This is a genomic window from Agreia pratensis, assembly GCF_900177685.1.
Classification (GTDB): Bacteria; Actinomycetota; Actinomycetes; order Actinomycetales; family Microbacteriaceae; genus Agreia; species Agreia pratensis.
In genome coordinates this window covers 743,410-757,766 of record NZ_FXAY01000001.1, presented here as the reverse complement: position 1 = coordinate 757,766, position 14,357 = coordinate 743,410, and the positions used below count along the sequence as shown (strand labels likewise).

Below are 14,357 nucleotides of genomic sequence, written 5' to 3'. Positions count from 1 at the left end.
GCGATGAGCGTCACGCGCCGTCGTCGAGGCCGAGCCGATGAGCGAGGTCCGAGGCCTCTGCGCGATCGTGCACGCCGAGCTTCTTGTAGAGGTTGCGGACCGTCGATTTGAGAGTGTTGACCGTGATGAAGAGCGTCTCTGCCATCTCGTTGTTCGACATGCCGGAGGCGAGGAGTGCGAGTACCTGCCGTTCGCGCCGCGATAGCGATGGCATGGCAGGGCGCGGATCGTCGGTGCTGTCGTGCAAGAACTGCAATACGGCGGAATCGACCGAAAGTCCGCTGGCTTCGGCCAGCTCTTTCAGGGCGCACGCGTCGATGGTCGCGAAGACCATCGAGAGTCCCTCGTGCTGGATCATGTCGTGAGCGCGGTGAAACGCATCCACGGCCTGATCTCGTCGGCCGAGGCGCAGGTCGCTTGCGGCCGCGATGAGCAGCACGGCGGCGCCGAGGCGAGGAGGCAGCTCGTCTTTCGGCAGTCGAGAGACGACGGTCTGAGCGTCGGCGAATCTGCCCTGGCGATAGGCTCTCTCCGCTGCGATCGCCGAGGGGATCCGGTCGTCGTCGCCGCCCGGGGTCTGCAGTGTTCCGCGTCTCACTCTGAGGGTCCATCGGGCGAGCGCCACCTGCCGGCGATGTGCGCCCGGTTCGACCGCTCTCGATACGTGGCGTCGTGTCTCGCGCGTCATCACCGTCTCGGTGATGATGATGTCCTCGGGTGAGGTGCTCAGCAGGGCGTGCAGCCAGAGTGACGCGGCCCAGTACTCGCCGGCGACGAACTGGTCGGCCGCCGCGAGATGTCGCCGTGCCTTCTCGGTGTCGAGACCATCGACGGCGATCAATGCCTCGGCCAGAAGCAGAGGAACGTCGTAGCGGTCTATTGCGACGTCGAATCCGGTCGCACGATCAAGCCAGGTGCGGGCGTTGTGGATGCGCCCCTGCTCGGCGTGCATCCACGCCAGCGAGGCGGCTGCCCGTCGTGCGATCCTGGGCTGACCGGTGGCCACGGCTGCCGCACAGGTCTGCTCGTATTCGAGCGCGGCGAGGGGGCTGTCGCCCACGTCGAGCGCCTGGGCCCAGTGGATCGTGAGGTGGGGCAGCGCCGTGCGCAGCTCGGCGGTCTCTTCTGCGTCGGCCGTGTCGAGAACGCGACGCGCCTCGACGGCGTCGGCCACCGCATCCGCGATTCTGCCTGCTGAGCGATGCGCGGCCACCCTGCTGGTGATGCCGAAGAGTCGGTCTCGCAGGGGCAGATCAGGAGAGGGCGTGTCTGCTGCGGGATTGAACCGGCGACGAAACGCGTGCGGCGCGGCTCCCGAAGCGACGTAGCGGAGGTAGTCGACCTCGATGAGGCGGGAGGGCGTCTCGATGAACGCCTCCGAAGGCAGGGCGGTGAAAGCGTCGAGGAGAACCTGCGGCTCCGTCAGAGCGAAGTGATCCCAGTTGTCTTCGATGGTGCGTGCGGCGGAGCGCCACTCCCGTGAATCGAGTTCTGCGCGAACGCGTGTGAAAAAGGAGGCTGCGGCTTCGCCATAAGGCAGAGCCTTGTCTATCGTCATCGTCTACATTCCTCGGTCGATTCAGGAAGTGCGCGGGCCGCGGCGAAGCTCGACGCTGCCCATGAAGTGGCGATGTAGCGAGGGCGTAGGCGCCCGGAATACCTCTCACCACTTGGAGAGACGCTCGACAGTGACACTTATGACGCGGCTTTTGCGAGGAAGTCGCCTAATGTTCGCTGCGGTCGATTCCCATCATCTGCGCGGCGTCAGATGCGCTCTGCCGATCGTGCACACCGAGCTTTCGATAGACGTTTCGGAGGGTCGACTTGAGCGTGTTCATCGTGACGAAGAGGCGTTGGGCGATCTCTGCATTCGGCAGTTCCGTAGCGAGGAGGCTCAGCACCTGGCGCTCGCGTCTGCTGAGAGAGTGTGTGGGCCGACTCGATGTTCTGTGAGGGTGTACGACATCGACGATGGGTCGCAGTTCTCGCCCGCTCAGGCGAGCCAGCTCGCGGAGGTCGGTGCGGTCGATCATCGAAAAGACCAGAAGAAGGTTCTCGTGTTCCGCGAGGGCGTGCGCCTGGCGGAACGCCTCGATCCCCGACTTCGTGCGCCCGAGGCGAAAGCGGCTCGCGGCCGTGAGGAGAAGTGCCGACGCCCTGAATCGAGGCGCCGTGCTCTCTGTGAGAAGGGGGGCGCATCGGCGAAGAGCCTCGTCGAACGAACCCTGCCGATACGCCACCTCCGAATCGATCAGATCCCGAGCCGTCGTGCGTTGGAGGGGTGCCCGTGGGTCGCGCACCACAGGGGACTGCGGTCGGTTCAGCACCCACCGAGCGAAGTCGAGATAGCGGAGATTGGCGCCGCTGTTCGTCAGCGCTTCGGGGTGATGGAGCAGCTCGCTCGACAGGTCGCGTTCGACGTGGGTGACGTCGCTGGGCGTGCTGCAGAGGTGCGACCTGACCCAGAGCAGCGCGGCCCAATACTCTCCTGCCGGAAACCGCAGTGCCATGGCCAGTTGAGCGCGAGCCTCGTCGCGATCGAGCGCGTCGACCGCCAGCAAAGCCGCGGCGAGATAGAGGGGCGTGTCATATTTGCTGGTCGGCAGATCGATGCCGTTGCCCCGGTCGAGCCAGCTGCGTGCCTCGTGCGTATGTCCCTGCTCCGCGTACATCCACGCGAGGGATGCCGCTGCACGGCGGGCTACGTCTGGCTGATCGAAGAGAAGAGCGGTTTCATAGGTGTCTTCGTAGAGCTCGACGGCACCGGGATGGTCGGCGATCTCCATCGCCCTGGACCACTGGATCGTGAGATGCGGCAGCGTCGCTTTCAGCGGAGCGAGTTCGTCGCTCTCTGCGGAGCGCAGTGCGCGATGCGCTTCGGTCGCGCCGGCGACCGCCTCCGGCAGGCGTCCTGCCGTGCGCGACGACACGATTCGACCGGTCGCGGCGATCAGACGTGCTTTCAGGCCGACCCCGCGGCTCTGCGAAACGAGAGCCGCGGAGTCGGTTAGATGCGTCGATCGGGGAGCCTCTCCTGCGACCGCGTGCCGGAGGTGATCGACCCCGATGAGCCAGGTCGGATTCTCGATGAACACCTCTGAGGGCAGCATCTTTATGACGTCGAGCAGCACATCGGGCTCGGTGAGGGCGAACTCGTGCCAGTGCTGTTCGATCAGTGGCTGGGCCTCGCGCCATCCCCGTGTGCGGAGGGTGGACGCGAACAGTCTCCTGAAGCGCGCGGCGCGCTCCGATTCTTCTGCTCCGACTGATCTGCCGATCGGAGTCATGGGAACCCTTCTTTGTCGGTGTACGTCATGCCATCAACGCTTTCCATCACATGTTGGCTAAAACATGCAGCTCTGACGCTTAAAGCTTGTCGATCCTAACTCCCATGACCATGCCTTGGGCCAGTGAATGCTTCCGGTTGTGGATAAGCCGTCGGCGAAGCGCTGTGACAGGCTGGGGTCATGACCATCGCTGCCAACAACGACCTGCTCGACATCGCCCGCCGGATCGGCCTCGAAGCAGGCGCGCTCGCGGCCCGTCGTCGCGCCGAGGGCGTCGAGGTCGCGGCGACGAAGTCCTCCATCGTCGACGTCGTGACCCTCGCCGACCGCGAGGTCGAGACCTACATACGGGGTGCGCTCGCCGACGTGCGGCCAGAGGACGGGTTCCTGGGTGAGGAGTCCACGGGCTCTACCGGCCGCTCCGGCCTGACCTGGATCGTCGACCCCATCGATGGCACCGTGAACTATCTCTACGGCATCCCTCAATACGCGGTGAGCATCGCCGTCGTGGAGGGCGGCGCCGATCCACAGGAGTGGAACGCGCTCGCGGGGTGTGTCGTGAACCCGGCCACGGGCGAGGTCTTCACTGCCGCACAAGGAGGTGGAGCCTACCTCGGCGCGCAGCAGCTTCAGGTGAACTCCGACGTTTCGCTCGAGCAGACCCTTCTGAGCACGGGCTTCTCGTACAGTGCCGAGACGCGGATGCGGCAGGGCCAGGTGCTGGCCGGCATCCTCGGCCGAGTCCGAGACATCCGCAGAGCCGGTTCCGCGGCTCTCGACCTCTGCTGGGTGGCGGCGGGGCGCCTCGACGCCTACGCCGAGCGAGGACTGAACCCCTGGGATCACGCAGCCGGTGCGCTCGTCGTGCGCGAGGCCGGCGGTCGGGTCGGCGGCTTCGATGGCGATGCCGAGAGCGCCCGCTTCCTGCTGGCGGCCGACGAATCGCTGGCCGTCGAACTCGAGCCGATCCTGCGCGATCTCTACGCATCCGCCGGTCTTATCTGACAGCCGATCGCCGTCAATATGCGCCGAATTTTTTCGTTTTGCGGAAATTTTCAGACTTGACGGTTAACCTCGACAGTCGCGTCTTCGCTTGGCTTGAGTTTTAGAAGACGCGTTTGGCTCTAAAACCCGAACTGACATTGGAACTACTGCACCTTGGCTCGTCACAACCCTCGTCCAGATGACCTCTCGTCTGCGACCGACGGTACGACGCCCAAGGCCGAAGCGAATCTGCACTCTCGCCGGTCGAGAAGGCAGGCGGCTGCCGCTGGCTCCCTCTCGTCTAATTCGCCCGTCGCGTCCGCCGATTCTGCGGCAGCGATTCCGGATGCGCGAAGCGCCGCGGCCCCCCAGACCCGCAGGGCGGCCAGAGCCGCCGGGGTCGCCTCTCCGGTTGTCCTCACCGAGGTGCAAGAGCGCGAGGCGGCGCGAGCCGCATTCGAGAACACCGTTCGCCCACGCGGACGCCGCGCGGCCGCGTCGACCGACGAGCTCTCCTCCGCTACCGCGTTCGCCGCGACAGAGCCCGAGATTGTCGCGACCGGTGTCGCAGAGTCGGTCACTCCTGTCTCTGCCGTCGACGTCACCGTCGCAGAGTCTGCTGTCTCGTCAGACGCGCCCACCGATGTCAGCCCTCCCGTGGCGCAGGAGTCGCCCGCCGCGGTCGTCACCGATCCTGCCGACGTTCTCGGTGAGGTCGCGCCCACGCCATCGACTCGGGTGCCTGGGCGACGCGCGGTCTCCGATTCGTCAGACGACGAGAATGCTCCGCCGCGGGTCAAGGCCGGGCGTCGTGCGGCCAGCACACCCGCCGAGCGCCCTCGCGTGAGTTCGCCGAAATCAGCGGCCGACGCATCCGGCAGCGGATCGGGCGAGGCGGCGATACCGCAGCAGCGCCGACGCCGCCCGTCGACCAAGATGATCGCCAAGAAGAGCTTCGGAATCTTCGCTTTTCTCGTCGCCGGCGGAATAGCCGTGGCCACGTCGCTTCCCGCAGAAGCGTATTTCGCCGCGACACCGAATGCGTCGATCTCCCAGAGCGTGCAGGTACAGGCCGATCAGAACACCGGCGGCGATAAGGCGAAGCAACAGGCCAGGGCGGCCAGCGAAGCCTCTGCGGCGAGTGTCGATCGCGACTCGTACACGGTCACGAGCGTGCCCAAGGTGTCGATGACCGGGTTCAATACGGCCGACACATTCTCGAACGACACCAGCGGCACGATCCAGTGGCCCTTCCCGACCGGTGTGCCCATCAGCGATGGCTTCGGGTACCGCTCGTCGCCCGGTGGCATCGGCAGCACGAACCATCAGGGCATCGACTTCAACCCCGGAATGGGTGCGCCCATCCAGGTGGTCGCCGACGGAACGGTGCGTCTCGCGCAGACGAGCGATGCCGGCGGTTACGGCTGCTACGTCATCGTCGACCACAACGTCAACGGCATGAAGTTCGCCAGCCTCTACGGCCACATGCAGTGCGGCTCGGTCGCCATGAGCAAGGGCGAAGACGTGAAGGTCGGTCAGCAGGTCGGCAACGTGGGCAGCACCGGAACCTCGACAGGCGCACACCTGCACTTCGAGATCCACAACGCCAGCGACACGCCCATCGACCCGATGCCCTGGCTCAACCAGTACGCCAACTAGCGCGCCTTCTGCGTTGGTCGAGTAGGTCGCCCGCGAGTGGTTTTGCGTTGGTCGAGTAGGTCGCCCGCGACCGGTTCTGCGTTGGTCGAGTAGGTCGCCCGCGACCGTATCGAGACCTGCCGCGGTGATCTCGATACGTCGGCTCGTTCCTCGCGCGACTACTCGATCAGCGGAGTGTGAGTCAGCTCGCGAGCCAGACCGTCGTGTCGACCGCAAGGACGCCCTCGACGATCGCCTCGGAGGCGAGCAGCACGTCGCCGGCTGCAGCAGGCAGTTCCACCGCCACCGAGCCGATGTTCGAGATCACCGTGACGGCTCCGTTCGAGAACGCGATCACGTCGTCGTCGTAGCCGGGCAGCCACTCGATCGTTCCCATTCCCAACTCGTGCTGCGCGCGCAGCGACAGGGCGAGCTTGTAGAGCTCGAGCGTCGACCCTGGCGTGGCAGCCTGGCGGTCGCGGGAGTATGCATCCCAGTCGCTCGGCTGCGGCAGCCAACTGGATGCCGTCGGGCCGAACCCATAACTCGGCTTGCCGGCCTCCCAGGGAATCGGCACGCGGCATCCGTCGCGCCCGTAGCGCTCGCCCTTGGTGCGGAACCAGGTCGGGTCTTGGCGGGCATCGTCGGGCAGATGGATGGCCTCCGGCAGGCCGAGTTCTTCGCCCTGATAGATGTAGGAACTGCCCGGAAGCGCGAGCATCACGGCGGTGGCGGCGCGGGCGCGACGCAGCCCGAGCGCGGTGTCGGGCAAGCCCGGAGTCTTCGGTCCGATTCCATCGCCCTGGAGATTGTCGGCGCCGAGAGCCAGTCGACTCGCATGACGCACGACGTCGTGGTTCGACAGCACCCAAGTCGAGGGTGCGCCGACGGTGCCGAAGGCGTAGATCGACGTGTCGATCACCTTTCGCAGTTGCGGAGCGCTCCATGCGGCTTCGAGGTAGGTGAAGTTGAACGCCTGCTGCATCTCGTCGGGGCGCACCCAGCGGGCGAGCTTGGTGAGCGGCTCGACCCAGGCCTCGGCACAGAGCACTCGATCGCCCTCGTACTCGTCGAGCACCTCGTGCCACGAGCGGTAGATCTCGTGCACGCCGTCTTGCGCCCAATAGGGCGGGGTGGGCGGGTCGTCGGAGTCGATTCCGGGCTCGAGAGGCGTTGCTCCGCCGCCCATGCTGCCGGCGTCTGCGGGAGGCGTGTAGTCGGGGAGCCCAGTCTCTTTGATCAGGCCGTGCGCGACATCCACCCGGAAGCCGTCGACACCGCGGTCGAGCCAGAAGCGCAGTACGGCGATCATCTGCTCGCGCACCCACGGGTTCTGCCAATTGAGATCGGGCTGGCTCACGTCGAAGATGTGCAGGTACCACTGGCCCGGGGTGCCGTCGGGGTTGGTCGTGCGCTCCCACATGGGGCCGCCGAACACCGACTGCCAGTTGTTGGGCGCGATCTCACCGTTCTCGCCGAGGCCGTCGCGGAACATGTACCGGTCGCGCTCGGGGCTGCCCTCCGGGGCGGCGAGGGCGGCCTTGAACCACTCGTGATCCCACGAGGTGTGGTTGGGAACCAGGTCGACGATGACCTTGAGCCCGAGCTCGTGAGCGCGAGCGAGCATGGTGTCGAAGTCGGCCAGGGTGCCGAAGAGCGGATCGACATCGACATAATTCGCCACGTCGTAACCCGCGTCATGCTGGGGCGAGGTGAAGAAAGGCGAGAGCCAGATCGCGTCGACGCCGAGGGTGGAGAGCGAGTCGAGGCGGCTCGTGATTCCAGGCAGGTCGCCGATGCCGTCGCCGTCGCTGTCGGCGAATGACCGCGGGTAGATCTGGTAGATCACGGCTGAGCGCCACCACTCGGAGCCAGTGCCGATCGCGATCAGGCGGCTCTGCGCGTCGGATTCGGGCGCGCCGGAGGTGTCGGTGAGTTCGACTGTCATGCGCAACACTCTAGCCTCGAATCGTTTCGACCCTAGACATCGGTTCGGGCTGGCCTCTTTGTGATGCTATTCTCTACAGGTGCCAAATCGCACGGCTTATCAGTCGTGCGCAGGTTACGCCCCCTTAGCTCATTGGTAGAGCACTTCCTTGGTAAGGAAGAGGTAGTGGGTCCGATTCCCACAGGGGGCTCCGTCCTCCACAGGCGGCAGCGCGAGCTGCCAGCCGAACGGACGGCGCCCGGCGGGGTAGCTCAGGTGGTTAGAGCACACGGCTCATAATCGTGGTGTCGCGGGTTCGAGTCCCGCTCCCGCTACGAAAGCCCCCAAGATCTCGCCATCTTGGGGGCTTTTTTCTTGCCCGCGGCGTGCAGTGCTGCGAGCCGCGCACCGGTTACCCTCAGAGAGTGGAGACCCCGACAGCACCGCGGCAGCGCGAGCAGATCTTGAACGTGCCGAACACCATCACGTTCGCCCGTCTCATCCTGTTCATGCCGCTGTTCGTGCTTCTGGTGCTGGTCTGGCACGAGAACTTCTGGGCCTTCATCGTGCTCGTCGCACTCGGCGCCACCGACTGGATCGACGGCTTCGCGGCGCGCAAGCTCGGCCAGGTGACACACTTCGGTGCGGTGCTCGACCCCGTCGCAGACCGTGCCAGCCAGGTCGTCGTGTGCGTGACTCTCGTCATCAGCGGCATTCTGCCGCTCTGGATCCTCATCGCCATCGCGGCGACGGACCTTATCCTGGGCCTGATCATCCTTGCGTACAAGCGCCAGGGCTCGATGACGATCACCTATATCTCGAAGATCCGCACGACTTTCCTGATGCTCGGACTGCCGCTGCTGCTGCTCGGCCACTCCGATTTCGCCGGCCATGAGGTGGTTGCGGTCGTCGCCTTCTACGGCGTGGTCATCGGATGCCTGCTGCACGTCTTCGTCGGCGCCCAGTACGCGGCGATCGTCATCCGCGAGGGCCGCGCCGGCCGCGCAGATCCGCGCCCACTCGGCGCATCCGCTGCTGGTCGTCCAGACGCGGACGCACCTAACCGGCGCGGATAGCGGCCGCTCAATGCCCGTCCTGCGCATCGACAGCCTCGGCGATCCGCGGCTTGGCGACTACGCCCACCTCACCGATGTCGCCCTCAAGAAGGCGCGCGGCACCGAGCACGGCCTCTATCTCGCGGAGTCGCTCCTCGTCTTCGAGCGTGCCCTGCGTGCCGGGCATGCGCCCCGCTCCGTGCTGGCACTCGGAACCTCCACCGACGAGGCCGAGTCGGCGCTCGCCGAGCACGGCTTCACCGACGTGCCGATCTTCACCGGCCCGGGCGAGCTCCTCGCCGAGCTCACCGGCTACGTCTTGCACCGCGGACTCATCGCCTCGATGAATCGCCCGGCGCTCGCGAACCCGGCGGAGCTCATCCGGAACGCCCGCCGAATCGTCGTTCTCGAGAACGTGGTCGACCCCACCAATGTGGGCGCGATCTTCCGCTCGGCGGGCGCGATCGGAGCCGATGCGATTCTCGTGACGCCGCGCTGCTCCGACCCCTTCTACCGCCGCGCCATCCGCGTGAGCATGGGCACCGTGCTGCAGGTGCCCTGGACCCGCGTCGGGGAGTGGCCCGAGACCCGTGAGTTGCTGGTCGCTGCGGGCTTCCACGTGGCAGCCTTGGCCCTGACCCCGGATGCCGTCAGCCTGCGAGACTTCCAGGCTCGGCTTCCCGAGAGTCTCGCCCTCGTGCTGGGCGCGGAGGGCGAAGGACTCACCGCTGAAGCGATCGCAGCGTCCGACACCGTGGTGCAGATTCCGATGAAGCACGGAATCGACTCGCTGAACGTCGCGGCCGCCAGCGCGGTGGCGATGTGGGCGGTCTCCGGCTGACCCCCTCCTGCGCTGGATGAGTAGCGAGGAACGAGCGTATCGAGGCCACCGTCGGGGTGATTTCGATACGCCGTGCTCGTGCCTCGCGCGGCTACTCAATCGGCGCAGAAGGTGGAATCTCTGTTTTCCAGAGACCACCCGGGCGAACGGGAGGAGCTACGCAAAACCAATGCGGTATTCGAGTCGGAGGTGCTCATCTCCTCCCGTTTCGCCGGTCGCGTAGCTCTGCGCTGGCCGAGTAGCGAGGAACGAGCGTATCGAGGCCACCGTCGGGGTGATTTCGATACGCCGTGCTCGTGCCTCGCGCGGCTACTCGATCAGCGCATGGGTCACTCCGAGAGGGTGACGACTCCGAGTCCCGCGTCGGCTTGCTTGACCGCATCCCACGCGCTCGACTGCGTGCACGCCACCCCGACCGACACGAAGACACCCGCGTCGCCGAAGGCGCGCACGGCCAGGTAGTTGCCGTTCGATGCACCCCAGAGCACGTCGACGAATTCGACCTTCGCCGAGGAGAAGCCGCCGGTGAACGTGTGCTTGGCGAACGCGTCATCGGGAATTTGCTCGGTGCGCAACGCCGAGGCCACCGCTCGCGAGGTCTTCTCGTCGTCGCCGGCAGCGACATCGACCGAGTCGAGAGACGACTGCCAGATGCGCAGCTTGCAGCCGGTCGACTCGCTCACGTAGCTCATCGTGTCGGCGTCGCTCTTGGCATCAGGGTCGACGGCCCAGTCTGTTCCCTCGGGCGGCCTGAAGGTGAGGGCGGCGAGGCTGCCGGCCGGCAACGTGTAGTTCGAACCGAACGTGAGATCGCTGTAGTCGACGTCGCCGGGCGAATCGCTGGATGGCGACGGCTGGGGCGCGGGGCCGGCCGAGCTCGCGCCCCGGAAGACCCCGATGGCCAGCACAAAGACCACTGCGGCTGCCGCGATCGACACAACGAGACCGAGCGCCCCGCCGATTCCAAGCACGATGAGGAGCGTGCTGTTCGAGGCGGAGTGCGGTTTCGGGGCCGGAGGAGTGCTCATCGCTGATCAGTCTAGGCAGGCGCAACAGAGCATAGGCAGCCGGGGCGTTCGTAGAATGGACGGGTGCCAGTGAACCCCGAACTCGTCGGACGCGTCTTCGCCCCGACCTCTCCCTATCTCGTCGGCCGTGAGAAGGTGCGCGAATTCTCCGCCGCCGTCTTCGCCACGAGCCCGCTCAACACCGACGTCGAGGCGGCCAGGGCTGCCGGCTACACCGACGTCGTGGCGCCGCCCACCTTCGCGGTGGTGGTGCAGGAGCACACCCTGAAGCAGCTGCTGAGCGAGCCGGATGCCGGCATCGACTTCTCGCGCGTCGTCCACGGCGATCAGCGCTTCACTTTCACCCGCCCGATCGTGGCCGGCGACGAGCTCACGGCCACCCTGAACGTGGCGAGCATCAAGTCGCTGGGTGGCCACTCCATGGTCACCGCCGAGTCGACGATCGTCGACGCGACGGGCGCGCACGTCGTCACCGCAACATCCACCCTCGTCGTCAGGGGAGACGAATGACCGCCGGAATCACCCTCACGCCCGACGAGCTGACCGCGGGCGACGTCGTCGCGGGCGGTCACTTCGCGCTGAGCCGCGACTCGCTGGTGCGCTACGCCGGAGCCAGCGGTGACTTCAATGCCATCCACTACCGCGACGACGTCGCGGCATCCGTGGGCCTGCCCGGTGTTCTCGCGCACGGCATGCTGACCATGGGGCTCGCCGTGCAGCCGGTCGTCGACTGGATCGGCGACCCGGGACGCGTGCTCGACTACCAGGTGCGCTTCACCCGCCCCGTGCTCGTCGACCCCGTCGACGGAGCAGAGTTGATCGTGAGCGCGAAGGTCGGCAAAGTCGACGCAGAGGCGGGCACCGCACGCATCGACCTGACCGTCACCTACAACGGCGACACGGTTCTCGGCAAGGCGCAGGCCGTCGTCTCTCTGGCGCCCACCGCATCCGTATGAGTGGGCGGCACGGGCAGCCAGAACCACACGCCGGTGAGCCGACAGGCGATTCGGTCGAGGCCGTGGATGTCGCGCTCGGCCCCCTGACGACCCTCAAGGTCGGAGGTCCGGCAGCGCGCATCATCGAACCTCAGGGCGAACCCGAACTGCTGCAGAGCGTCCTCGGCGTCTGGGACTCGGGCGACGACTGGTTCGTGCTCGGCGGCGGCTCCAACGTCGTCATCTCAGACGAGGGCTTCGACGGCACCGTCGTTCGCGTCGCGACCAGGGGAGTCGCTCGCATCGTCGCGCCCAGCGGAACCGTGCGACTGCGCGTGCAGGCCGGCGAGCCGTGGGACGACCTCGTCGCCTACACGGTGGAGCAGGGCTGGTCTGGACTCGAGGCGCTCTCGGGCATTCCCGGCTCGACCGGCGCATCGCCCATTCAGAACATCGGCGCATACGGGCAGGAGGCCGGCGACTCGATCGTCTCGGTCGACTTTCTCGACTACGGCACGGGCCGCGTCGAGCGCATCGCACGCGACGACCTCGAGCTCGGCTACCGCACGAGCGTGTTCAAGCGCGGCAGGCGCGGCGTCGTGCTCTCGGTGACGTTCTCGTTGACCGAGTCGGATGCATCGGCCGAGCCGCTCGGGCCTCTCGCACTGGGCGACCCGATCGCGTACCCGCAGCTGGCCACCGCGCTCGGCGTCGCCGTCGGAGACCGGGTGGCGCTGGGCGCCGTGCGCTCGGCCGTGCTGTCGCTGAGGGCGTCGAAGGGCATGGTTCTGGATGCCACGGATCCCGATTCCGTCAGCGCCGGCTCGTTCTTCACCAACCCGATCGTCTCCGAGAATTTCGCTCGCGGGCTGCCGTCGGATGCGCCGCGCTGGCTCGTCGAGCCCGAGCAGGAACCGATCGTGGTCGCTCTGCCTGAGCCCGGTTCTGGCCTCGCAGTCGATCTGTCGGGCCCGCTCGGCGGGGTCTCGTCTGCGCCCGCGTCTTCGTCGTCTTCGGCGGGGCCGCAGGTCAAGTTGAGCGCCGCGTGGCTGATCGAGCGCGCGGGAATCGGCAAGGGATTCTCTCTGCCCGGATCGCGCGCCGCGATCTCCTCGAAGCACACCCTCGCGATCGTGAACACGGGCGGCGCCTCAGCCGCCGACATCGCGGAACTGTCGCGGTACATCCAGAATCGCGTGTCTGCGGAGTTCGGCGTCGTGTTGCAGCCGGAGCCCGTCTTCGTCTAGCGCACTCTGACGTTATTGCCTCGAAGCATGCGCTAGCCTCGGCGGGTGGTCCGAATTAGTCGGGGGATGCGCCCCCTCGTGGTGATGGTCGTTCTGGGCGCCATGTTGGGTGTGTCGGGCTGTGCTCCGTCAGACGCTCCGGGTGCTCCGGCCTCGAGCCAGGCCGCGGGTTCGGCGCTGTCGACGGAGCAGGCGCAGAGGCTCGCGATCTTTCGATTCAACAACTTCGACAGCGGTGTGCGTGCGGTGACGTTCAGCATCCCCGGCGCACAGCCGGTGCAGTTCTCTGGCTGGATCGACTACGCAGCGGGAGCGGGCTACGGCTTCGCTTCGACCACGGTCGACGGGGCGGCCGACACCGGTCTGCTGCGCTTCACATCACAGTCGCTCGGATATCAGCCGACCACGCTCGACAAGGCCCCGCTTCCGGTGCCGGCCGACGGCTGGCAGGACAGCGCCCTCGACCCATCGGCGACGAGCCTGTCGAACGTGGTCGCCGTGCTCCTGGGGCTCGGCAACGACCGGCCCGACAATCCGCAGCTCTTGCAGCAGACGGATGCCCTCTGGCTGCGCTCCGACGACGTCGACGGAGTGACGGTCGACGTGTTCGCGGGCCCCACGTCGGATGCGCCGGCGACGACCGCACCGAGCAACGCCGCGCCGACGATCCGGTATTGGATCGACGAGACCGGCCATCTGATGAAGGCGGAGATCCCTGTCGCTGGCGAGGCCGACTCCTGGACGACGGTGGAGTTCTTCGACGCCGACCCGAGCGTGAGCCTGGCGGTGCCGACGCAGTAATCTGCCGCGGCGACGGTCGCGTTCGTGCGCGGCTTCGGGCATGTCAATGGTGAGTACTGCCCATGCCGTGAACTCGGCGTGTATACGGGTGACTGCTAGTGTTTTCACACCACGCACCCCCCAAAGAGGAGTAACCAACAATGCGAATCTCGCGCACTAAGACCACATCGCTGATCGGCGCGCTCGCCATCACCGGACTTCTGCTGACCGGTTGCGCCGGCGGACAGAGCAAGGCCGACGCCTGCAAGGTTCTCGAGTCGGGTCTCACCGATCTGCAGAGCGAACTGACGAGCAGCCTCTCCGACGCCGCCACCGACCCCGAGGGTGCTTCCAAGGCTCTTGACACGGTCTCCGACAAGTTCTCCGAGAACGTGTCGAAGGTCTCGAACGACGAGGTCAAGAAGGTTGCCGATGACGCCGACAAGGCTCTGGGTACGCTCGTCAGCGAATTCAAGACGTACTCGCAAGACCCGGCTTCGGCCGACACGAAGGCTCTGACCGACGCTTCGACCGACGTTCAGGACACCTTCATGGCTCTCTCGAAGGTCTGCAACTAGCACGACACAGAAGGCGGGTCCGGGGTGCAGCACCCCGGGCCCGCCTTCTCTTTTTAA

13 protein-coding genes and 2 tRNA genes are annotated in these 14,357 nt (G+C 66.5%); 11 read left to right on the top strand and 4 right to left on the bottom strand.

Going from position 1 to position 14,357, the window contains the following annotated elements; translation table 11 throughout:
* Nucleotides 1-10 precede the first annotated feature (10 nt).
* Nucleotides 11-1,558: a helix-turn-helix transcriptional regulator gene (locus B9Y86_RS03595; protein WP_085482989.1), complete on the bottom strand. Its 1,548-nt coding sequence runs from the start codon at nt 1,556-1,558 to the stop codon at nt 11-13.
* Between the two features lie 166 nt (nt 1,559-1,724).
* Nucleotides 1,725-3,287 carry a response regulator transcription factor gene (locus B9Y86_RS17730; RefSeq protein WP_085482986.1) on the bottom strand — a complete coding sequence of 521 codons (1,563 nt, stop codon included), beginning with the start codon at nt 3,285-3,287 and terminating at the stop codon, nt 1,725-1,727.
* A gap of 180 nt (nt 3,288-3,467) precedes the next feature.
* On the opposite strand from B9Y86_RS17730, the gene B9Y86_RS03585 reads away from it, so the two are divergent.
* On the top strand, nt 3,468-4,292 hold the full coding sequence (locus B9Y86_RS03585; protein ID WP_085482984.1) for an inositol monophosphatase family protein: 825 nt from the start codon (nt 3,468-3,470) through the stop codon (nt 4,290-4,292).
* A gap of 153 nt (nt 4,293-4,445) precedes the next feature.
* Nucleotides 4,446-5,930 (top strand): M23 family metallopeptidase, encoded by a 1,485-nt coding sequence (locus B9Y86_RS03580; RefSeq protein ID WP_085482982.1) that lies wholly within the window; start codon nt 4,446-4,448, stop codon nt 5,928-5,930.
* A gap of 181 nt (nt 5,931-6,111) precedes the next feature.
* On the opposite strand, the gene B9Y86_RS03575 is transcribed toward B9Y86_RS03580, so the two are convergent.
* Entirely contained in the window at nt 6,112-7,857 is a 1,746-nt protein-coding gene (locus B9Y86_RS03575; protein WP_085482980.1) for a glycoside hydrolase family 13 protein, read from the bottom strand.
* A 118-nt stretch (nt 7,858-7,975) separates the two neighbouring features.
* On the opposite strand from B9Y86_RS03575, the gene B9Y86_RS03570 reads away from it, so the two are divergent.
* The 4 genes from B9Y86_RS03570 (at nt 7,976) to B9Y86_RS03555 (ending at nt 9,732) form a co-directional block, all read left to right on the top strand.
* Nucleotides 7,976-8,047 (top strand) — tRNA-Thr (locus B9Y86_RS03570).
* Between the two features lie 50 nt (nt 8,048-8,097).
* Nucleotides 8,098-8,171, top strand: a tRNA-Met gene (locus B9Y86_RS03565).
* Between the two features lie 90 nt (nt 8,172-8,261).
* Nucleotides 8,262-8,912 (top strand): CDP-alcohol phosphatidyltransferase family protein, encoded by a 651-nt coding sequence (locus tag B9Y86_RS03560; protein ID WP_085482977.1) that lies wholly within the window; start codon nt 8,262-8,264, stop codon nt 8,910-8,912.
* A gap of 10 nt (nt 8,913-8,922) precedes the next feature.
* The gene (locus tag B9Y86_RS03555) at nt 8,923-9,732 is read left to right on the top strand and encodes a TrmH family RNA methyltransferase (protein WP_085482975.1); all 810 of its coding nucleotides are present in this window, start codon (nt 8,923-8,925) and stop codon (nt 9,730-9,732) included.
* A 329-nt stretch (nt 9,733-10,061) separates the two neighbouring features.
* Here the strand turns inward: B9Y86_RS03555 and B9Y86_RS03550 are convergent, their stop codons facing one another.
* Nucleotides 10,062-10,760 (bottom strand): hypothetical protein, encoded by a 699-nt coding sequence (locus B9Y86_RS03550; RefSeq protein WP_085482973.1) that lies wholly within the window; start codon nt 10,758-10,760, stop codon nt 10,062-10,064.
* Nucleotides 10,761-10,823: 63 nt separating this feature from the next.
* Between B9Y86_RS03550 and B9Y86_RS03545 the strand changes: the two genes are divergently transcribed.
* The 5 genes from B9Y86_RS03545 to B9Y86_RS03525 all read left to right on the top strand — a co-directional run bounded on the left by B9Y86_RS03545 (nt 10,824) and on the right by B9Y86_RS03525 (nt 14,300).
* The gene (locus tag B9Y86_RS03545; RefSeq protein ID WP_085482971.1) at nt 10,824-11,270 is read left to right on the top strand and encodes an FAS1-like dehydratase domain-containing protein; all 447 of its coding nucleotides are present in this window, start codon (nt 10,824-10,826) and stop codon (nt 11,268-11,270) included.
* On the top strand, nt 11,267-11,716 hold the full coding sequence (locus tag B9Y86_RS03540) for a MaoC/PaaZ C-terminal domain-containing protein (RefSeq protein ID WP_085482969.1): 450 nt from the start codon (nt 11,267-11,269) through the stop codon (nt 11,714-11,716). The genes B9Y86_RS03545 and B9Y86_RS03540 overlap by 4 nt, the downstream gene beginning before the upstream one ends.
* Nucleotides 11,717-11,778: 62 nt before the next feature.
* Nucleotides 11,779-12,942, top strand: a complete 1,164-nt coding sequence (locus B9Y86_RS03535; RefSeq protein ID WP_244894612.1) for a UDP-N-acetylmuramate dehydrogenase — start codon at nt 11,779-11,781, stop codon at nt 12,940-12,942.
* Between the two features lie 45 nt (nt 12,943-12,987).
* Nucleotides 12,988-13,743 carry a hypothetical protein gene (locus tag B9Y86_RS03530; protein ID WP_139824708.1) on the top strand — a complete coding sequence of 252 codons (756 nt, stop codon included), beginning with the start codon at nt 12,988-12,990 and terminating at the stop codon, nt 13,741-13,743.
* A 140-nt stretch (nt 13,744-13,883) separates the two neighbouring features.
* Nucleotides 13,884-14,300, top strand: coding sequence for a hypothetical protein (locus B9Y86_RS03525; protein ID WP_085482961.1), 417 nt, complete (start codon nt 13,884-13,886; stop codon nt 14,298-14,300).
* Nucleotides 14,301-14,357 lie beyond the last annotated feature (57 nt).

What these genes read in the sequence shown, in the direction of transcription:
- B9Y86_RS03595 (WP_085482989.1), bottom strand. Translation starts at nt 1,558, where the DNA reads ATGACGATAGACAAGGCTCTGCCTTATGGCGAAGCCGCAGCCTCCTTT.
- B9Y86_RS17730 (WP_085482986.1), bottom strand. Translation starts at nt 3,287, where the DNA reads ATGACTCCGATCGGCAGATCAGTCGGAGCAGAAGAATCGGAGCGCGCC.
- B9Y86_RS03585 (WP_085482984.1), top strand. Translation starts at nt 3,468, where the DNA reads ATGACCATCGCTGCCAACAACGACCTGCTCGACATCGCCCGCCGGATC.
- B9Y86_RS03575 (WP_085482980.1), bottom strand. Translation starts at nt 7,857, where the DNA reads ATGACAGTCGAACTCACCGACACCTCCGGCGCGCCCGAATCCGACGCG.
- B9Y86_RS03555 (WP_085482975.1), top strand. Translation starts at nt 8,923, where the DNA reads ATGCCCGTCCTGCGCATCGACAGCCTCGGCGATCCGCGGCTTGGCGAC.
- B9Y86_RS03550 (WP_085482973.1), bottom strand. Translation starts at nt 10,760, where the DNA reads ATGAGCACTCCTCCGGCCCCGAAACCGCACTCCGCCTCGAACAGCACG.
- B9Y86_RS03540 (WP_085482969.1), top strand. Translation starts at nt 11,267, where the DNA reads ATGACCGCCGGAATCACCCTCACGCCCGACGAGCTGACCGCGGGCGAC.
- B9Y86_RS03525 (WP_085482961.1), top strand. Translation starts at nt 13,884, where the DNA reads ATGCGAATCTCGCGCACTAAGACCACATCGCTGATCGGCGCGCTCGCC.